The sequence below is a fragment of the Frateuria defendens genome (assembly GCF_001182895.1).
Taxonomy (GTDB): Bacteria; Pseudomonadota; Gammaproteobacteria; order Xanthomonadales; family Rhodanobacteraceae; genus Frateuria_B; species Frateuria_B defendens.
On record NZ_LFQR01000056.1, the window covers coordinates 1 to 6,762 of the forward strand.

The following is a 6,762-nucleotide window of genomic DNA, read 5'->3' on the forward strand; positions in this document are numbered from 1 at the left end:
AAGTAACTCGCTCCCCGGCAGGGGAGCGAAACCTCCGGCCAACGGCCGGCCAGATCGCAATGACGCCTCGCTTCAACCAAGGCGTGAGGCGCCGGGTGACTCGCTTCGCTCGCCCCTGCGGGGCCGCCCTTCGGACATTCCGCGCACTGCGCGCTTGTCCAGCCTGCGCAAAAGTGGCGAGCAAAAGCTACGGCGCGAGCCAGGTTCCCGCGAGCACCCGCCCCTCACCCCAACCCTCTCCTCGCTCCTCAAAGCCGGCGCCATCCATGGCGCCTCCCCGCGTGCCCCGATGGGGAGAGGGAGCAAAGCGGCGCGCTGTAGCCGCGGTGTGGCGTGGCGCTTGTCCCGCCAAGGTCCGCAGCCATGCTGAGCACCAGCCTGATTGCCCTCGCCGCCGCCTGCTGGCTCGGCCTGCTGTTCGGCGCCGCGCTGCTGGGCGAGCGCCATCCGCACGTGCTGGAGAAGCGCTGGGCCATCGTCTATGCGCTGTCGCTGGCGATCCACTGCACCTCCTGGACCTTCTACGGCACGGTGAGCCAGGCCAGCCGCTCGGGCTGGTGGCTGCCGCCCACCTTCGTCGGCGCGATCCTGGTCTACGTGTTCGCCATCGCGCTGCTGCGGCGGCTGGTGCAGCTGGCGCGCGAGTACAACGCGGGCTCCATCGCCGACCTCATCGCGGTGCGGCTGGGCCGCCACTCGGGACTCGCGGCGCTGGTGACGCTGGTGGTGGTGATCGGCATCGTGCCGTACATCGCGCTGCAGCTCAAAGCGGTGGCGATGAGCTACGGCATGCTGCGTCACGGCCAGCTGGCGGAGGCCGAGCCGTGGCAGGACAGCGCGCTGTACGTGGCGCTGCTGATGGCGCTGTTCGCCATGCTGTTCGGCACCCGCCGCGCCTCCACCATGGCCCACAACCGCGGCCTGGTATTGGCGATGGCGGTGGAGTCACTGTTCAAGCTGGGCGCGATGCTGGCGCTGGGTTCGCTGCTGCTCGTGCCGCTGCCGGCGAACCTGCCGCCGGCGGCGCCCTCGCCGCACGACAGCACCGGCTTCCCCGCGCTGATCCTGCTCGGCGCGCTGGCGATGTTCACCCTGCCGCACCAGTTCCACGCCGGCGTGGTGGAGTGCCGCGACGGCCGCCACCTGCGCACCGCGCGCTGGCTGTTCCCGCTCTACATGCTGCTGATCTCGCTGCCGCTGCTGCCGCTGGCGCGCCTGGGCGACGCGTGGCTGGCGCCGGTGGGCGTGCCCCCGGATCTCTACGTGCTGGCGCTGCCGCTGGCGCGCGGCCAGCATGGGCTGGCACTCACCGCCTTCCTCGGCGGCCTGAGCGCGGCCACCAGCATGGTGGTGGTGGCGACGCTGGCGCTCAGCCTGATGGTGGTCAACCACCTGATCGCGCCGCTGCGCGTGCGCGCGGGCTGGGGTCGCGGCGAGCGCGGCGACCTGCGCGGCGAGGTGCTGACGCAGCGGCGCGTGGCGATCCTGGCGGTGATCCTGCTGGCGTGGGTGTACAGCCGCGCGCTGGCCAGCAACGAATCGCTGGCCGACATCGGCGGCCTCTCGTTCTCCGCCCTGGCCGAGCTGGCGCCGGCGCTGCTGGCCGCGGTGTACCGGCCGCAGCTGGGGCCGCGCGCGGTGATGAGCGGGCTGGCCTGCGGCACCGTGGTGTGGCTGTACGCCTTGCTGCCTTCGCTGTGGCCGGCGGCCGCCGCCTTCCTGCGCGGCGGGCCGTGGGGGCTGGCCTGGCTCTCGCCCGACGGCCTGTTCGGCCTCGGCGAGTGGAGCCGGCTGGGCCGCGCGGTGGCGGCGAGCCTGGCGGCCAATGCGGCGGTGCTGCTGCTGGTCGCCAACTCGCGCTACGGCCGCGTGCAGCGGCCGGCCAGCGTGGGCGACGTGGACGTGGTGGAGCTGCGCGCGCTGGCGCACCGCTTCCTGCCCGGCGAGCGCGTGGCGCACCTGTTCGCGCAGGCGCCGGCGCAGGGGCTGGCCGGCCCCGAGCGCGTGGCGGCGGTGGAGCACGAACTGGCGGCGGTGATCGGCGCCGGCTCCGCGCGGCTGCTGCTGGAAGTGGTGCGCCGCCAGCGCCGCGACGAGCTCGACACGGTGGCCGCCATCGTCGGCGAGGCGGTGCAGGACCTGCGCTTCAACCAGCGCGTGCTGGAGGCGGCGCTGGAGAACATGAGCCAGGGCATCTGCGTGGTCGACGCCGAGTTGCGCGTGGTGGCGTGGAACGGCCGCTACGCGGAGCTGTTCGGCTACCCCGCCGGCCTGCTCCGCATCGGCCGGCCGGTGGCCGAGCTGATCCGCCACAACGTGGCCGGCGGCCTGGTCGGCGAGGTGGACGTGGAGGCCGCGGTGGCGCGCCGGCTGGCGCACATGCGCGCGGGCACAGGGTTGCTCGCCGAGCGACGCTTCGCCGACGGCACGGTGGTGGAGATCCGCGGCAACCCGATGCCGGGCGGCGGCTACGTCGCCACCTTCACCGACGTCACCGCCTTCCGCGAGGCCGAGCACGAACTCACCCTCGCCAACGAAACGCTGGAGCTGCGCGTGGCCGAGCGCACCGCCGAGCTCGCGCGGGCCAGCGCCGAGGCGCAGCGCGCCAACGCGGCCAAGAGCCGCTTCCTCGCCGCCGTCGGCCACGACCTGCTGCAGCCGCTGCACGCCGCGCAGCTGTTCGCGCACGCGCTGGCCGAGCGCGGCGGCGAGCCGGCCACCGCGCGCAACCTGCTCGGCGCGCTGGCGGCCACCGAGGGCCTGCTCGCCGGCCTGCTCGACATCGCGCGGCTGGAGGGCGGGCGCCTGCATCCGCAGCCGCGCGACTTCGCGCTGGCCGAGGTGTTCGACCCGCTCGCCGCCGAATTCCGCGCGCTGGCCGCCGACCGTGGCCTGCGGCTGGAGGTGATCGGCAGCCGTGCCTGGGTGCATTCGGACCCGCAGCTGCTGCGCCGCGTGCTGCAGAACTTCCTCTCCAACGCGCTGCGCTATGCCGAGCGCGGCCGCGTGCTGCTCGGCGTGCGCCGCGCGGGCGCGCAGCTGCGCCTGCAGGTGTGGGACACCGGCCCCGGCATCGCGCCGGAAGAACAGCGCGCGATCTTCGAGGAATTCCGCCGCGGCAGCACCGCGGGCGGGCAGGGGCTGGGGCTCGGCCTCGCCATCGCGCGGCGCATGGCGCGCCTTCTCGGCCATCCGCTCGGCCTGCGCTCCTGGCCCGGGCGCGGCAGCGTGTTCGAGTTGGACGTGCCGCGCGTGGCGGCGGGACTGCCGGCCACTGCAACGTCCCTTGCCGCGCCGGCGCAGTCGCTGTCGGCGGGCCGCGCCCTGCTGCTGGACAACGAGCCGGCCGCGCTGGCCGCGTTGTCCACCCTGCTCGCCGGCTGGGGCTGGCAGGTGCACGCCGCCCGCGACCTCGCCCAGGCGCGCGGCGCGCCATGGCAGGCGGACCTGCGCATCTTCGACTACCACCTCGACGGCGACCTCACCGGCCTGGACGCCCTGCGCGAACTCGGCGACGCCGACGGCACGGCCACCGTGATCCTCACCGCCGACCGCGACGGCGAACTGCGCCAGCGCCTGCTCGACGCGGGCTTGCTGGTGCTCTACAAGCCGCTCAAGCCGCTGGCGCTGCGGCAGGTGTTGCAGCGAGCGATGGCGGCGCGGGCGAGCGCGTGACGGGCGGTCTCCCCGTCGAGTGACGGTGCAATAGGGCGCGGCCTGCGGTCAGGGGCGGATCAGCAGGTAGAGCACCGCGGCGATGCCGATCCACTGGGCTGCCAGCCAGCGCCGGGCAAGGGTCGGCTCCGTCTTGCGCATCTCGGCGAGGATGGCCCACGGGTCCATGGGAGACCCTGCCGGCTTGGCGAGTGCGCGCTTCCAGTACACGGCGTTCGCGTAGCTTACGCTGACGCCGATCACGCCAAGGGTGGCGAGTCTTGCGATGTCCAAGGCGACTCCTCGTGCGTACAGGCTGGGTGCCTTGGTGCGCAACGGCCGGCATTGCCGTTGCGTTGACTGGTCAGAGGGACGACTGCTCCAGCTGCAGCGACCGCAGCAACACCCCCGCCTGTGTGCGGTTGCGCACGCCGAGCTTCTCGAAGATCGCGGTGACGTGCGCCTTCACCGTGCGCTCCTGGATGGCGAGGCGGTCGGCGATCTGCTTGTTGAGCAGGCCCTCGCCGAGCAGGGAAAGCACGCGGTACTGCTGCTCGGTGAGGCGCGCGAGGCGGCCGGCGAGGTCGGCGTCGTGCGGGTCGGAGGGCAGGGCGGCCACCGCCTGCGCCAGCGCGGGCGGCAGCCAGCTGCCGCAATCGAGCACGGTGCGGATGGCCGCGCCGATCTCCGCGGGGCTGGCGCTCTTGGGGATGAAGCCGGCGGCGCCGTGGTCGAGCACGCGGCGCACTACGCGCGGCTCGTCGTGGGCGGACACCACCAGCACCGCCACGCCGGGGAACTGCCCGCGCAGGGTGGCGAGGCCGGAGAGGCCCTGGCTGCCGGGCATGTTGAGGTCTAGCAGCACCAGGTCCACGTCGGGCTCCTGCGCCAGCGCGGCGAGCACGCCGGCGAGGTCCGCCGCTTCGCGCACGCGGCACCCGGGCACGCTCTCGGCGGCCGCCTGGTGCAGCGCGGTGCGGAACAGCGGGTGGTCGTCGGCGATCAGCAGCGTGCTCATGGCGCGACGGTAGCGGCGTGCCGTGCCGGCGTCGAGCCGCCATGCGGCAAGAGGGGACTGGACCATCGTACGATGGCGCGGTGGCGCGGCCCCGATATCGTGGCCGCATGGGAAACCGTATCCAGCGTTTGATCCTGCTGCTCGTGCCGGTGCTGGCCGCCTGCGCGGCGCAGCCGGCGGCCAGGAGGCAGAGCATGTCCGGCACCGATTTCATCCGTGGCGAGGTGCGCGTCACCGAGCATCGCCACGGCGACGACCTGCTCAGCGCCGGCCTGGGGCTGGCGGGGCTGGTCGGGGTGCCGGCGCCGTTCGTCAATCCCTTGTGGCCGACGCCGGGCGAGCTGCGCCGGCGCGCGATCCAGACCAGCTGGAAAGGCATCGCCGACCTCGGCCCGCTGGGCGGCTACGGGCACGTCTACGGCGGCGTGCCGAGCGTGCCCGGGCGCGAGTACCAGGCGTTCGCGCAGATCCCCGGCGCGAACGCGCCGCACCGCGTGCTGGTGCAGGTGCCGGACGGCTTCGACGCGGCGCGGCGCTGCCTGGTGGTCACCGCGTCCTCCGGCTCGCGCGGCATCTACGGCGCGATCGCGCTGGCCGGCGCGTGGGGCCTGGCGCGCGGTTGCGCGGTGGCCTATACCGACAAGGGCACCGGCGCGGGCTATTTCGACTACGCCGACGACACCGGCGTCACGCTGGACGGCACCCGCGCGCGGCGCGGCACGGCGCCGCTGGAGTTCGAGCCGCCGGCGGCCGCGCCGACCGCCGGCATCGCGGTCAAGCACGCGCATTCGGGCGACACCCCGGAGGCGGACTGGGGCCGCCACGTCTTGCAGGCGGCGCGCTTCGGCCTCGCCATGCTCGACCGCGCCTTCCCGGAGCAGGCGCCGTTCACGCCGCAGAACACGCGCATCATCGCCACCGGCCTCTCCAACGGCGGCGGCGCGGTGCTGCAGGCGGCGGGGCTGGACGAGGGCGGCCTGCTCGCCGGCGTGGTGGCGCTGGAGCCGAACGTGCACGTGCCGGGGCAGGGGCGGGCGCTGTACGACTACGCCAGCGAGGCGGCGATCTGGCTGCCGTGCGCCATGATGGATGCGCGCTTCGCCACGGTGCCGTTCGCCCGCGCGCCCGTCTCGCAGACCTGGCCCTTGCGCTGCACCAGCCTGCGCGCGCAGGGGCTGCTGGGCGGCAGCACTTTGGCGGCCCAGGCCGCGCAGGCCCACGCGCACCTGCGCGACGCCGGCTGGACCGACGAGGCGATGGCGGTGGCGGCCACCTCCACCGCCTTCGACCTGTGGCGCGCGATCAGCGCCGCCTACGCCTCGGCCTACCTGCGCCGCGGCCCGGCCGCGATGCCCTGTGGCTACCGCTACGCCGCGATGGGGCCGGGCGGGCTGCCGGGCCTGGCCGATCCGGTGAGCCGCGCCAGCTGGTGGGCGGACGGCTCGGGCATCCCGCCCGGCAACGGCATCGGCCTGTACGGCGGCACCAACCTCTCGCCCGATCCGGCCCTGATCGGCCTGACCTGCCTGCGCGCGCTGTGGAGCGGCAACGCCCCCGAGGCGCGCGCGCTGCACGCCGCGGTGGACGCCACCACCGCGCGCCTGCCGCGCCACGGCCTGCCGCTGTGGGTGGTGCACGGCGCCGACGACGGCCTGCTGCCCACCGCCTTCACCTCCGAACCCTACGTGGCCTGGCTGCGCCGCGCCGGGCGCCAGCCGCTGTACTGGAAGGTGCCCTACGCGCAGCACTTCGACGCCTTCCTCGCGCTGCCCGGCTTCGGCGAGCGGCACGTGCCGATGCTGCCCTACGGCTACGCCGCGCTGGACCGGCTGTGGGCGCATCTCTATGAGCACGCGCCCTGGCCCGAGGAGGTGCCGGTGCCGGCGGCGCGTCCGCGTGGGGTGGGGGGCTTGCAGCGTGAGGGGCTCGGGTTGCCTTAGGAGTGTTCGCGATCTGTCTGCTGGGTGTCCGCGAGGGAAGGTTCGCTGTGCTCTTGAAGCGCCATCGCATGCTGGCCGGCCTTTGGCCGGGGTTTCGCTCCCCTGCCGGGGAGCGAGTTACTTTCTCTTGCTTGTCCAAAGAGAAGTAAC

The 6,762-nt window shown here is 74.2% G+C and carries 4 protein-coding genes; 2 read left to right on the forward strand and 2 right to left on the reverse strand.

What is annotated here, in order from left to right:
* Positions 1 to 363 precede the first annotated feature (363 nt).
* Positions 364 to 3,675, forward strand: coding sequence for a hybrid sensor histidine kinase/response regulator (locus ACH65_RS09160; RefSeq protein WP_049622292.1), 3,312 nt, complete (start codon positions 364 to 366; stop codon positions 3,673 to 3,675).
* 48 nt (positions 3,676 to 3,723) lie between these two features.
* On the opposite strand, the gene ACH65_RS19780 is transcribed toward ACH65_RS09160, so the two are convergent.
* On the reverse strand, positions 3,724 to 3,948 hold the full coding sequence (locus tag ACH65_RS19780) for a hypothetical protein (protein WP_153242541.1): 225 nt from the start codon (positions 3,946 to 3,948) through the stop codon (positions 3,724 to 3,726).
* A gap of 70 nt (positions 3,949 to 4,018) precedes the next feature.
* Complete coding sequence (locus ACH65_RS09165) at positions 4,019 to 4,672, reverse strand: response regulator transcription factor (RefSeq protein ID WP_049622293.1); 654 nt, start codon at positions 4,670 to 4,672, stop codon at positions 4,019 to 4,021.
* A gap of 107 nt (positions 4,673 to 4,779) precedes the next feature.
* Between ACH65_RS09165 and ACH65_RS09170 the strand changes: the two genes are divergently transcribed.
* A complete protein-coding gene (locus ACH65_RS09170; RefSeq protein WP_082190226.1) occupies positions 4,780 to 6,612 on the forward strand; it encodes a 3-hydroxybutyrate oligomer hydrolase family protein in 1,833 nt (610 codons plus the stop codon).
* Positions 6,613 to 6,762 lie beyond the last annotated feature (150 nt).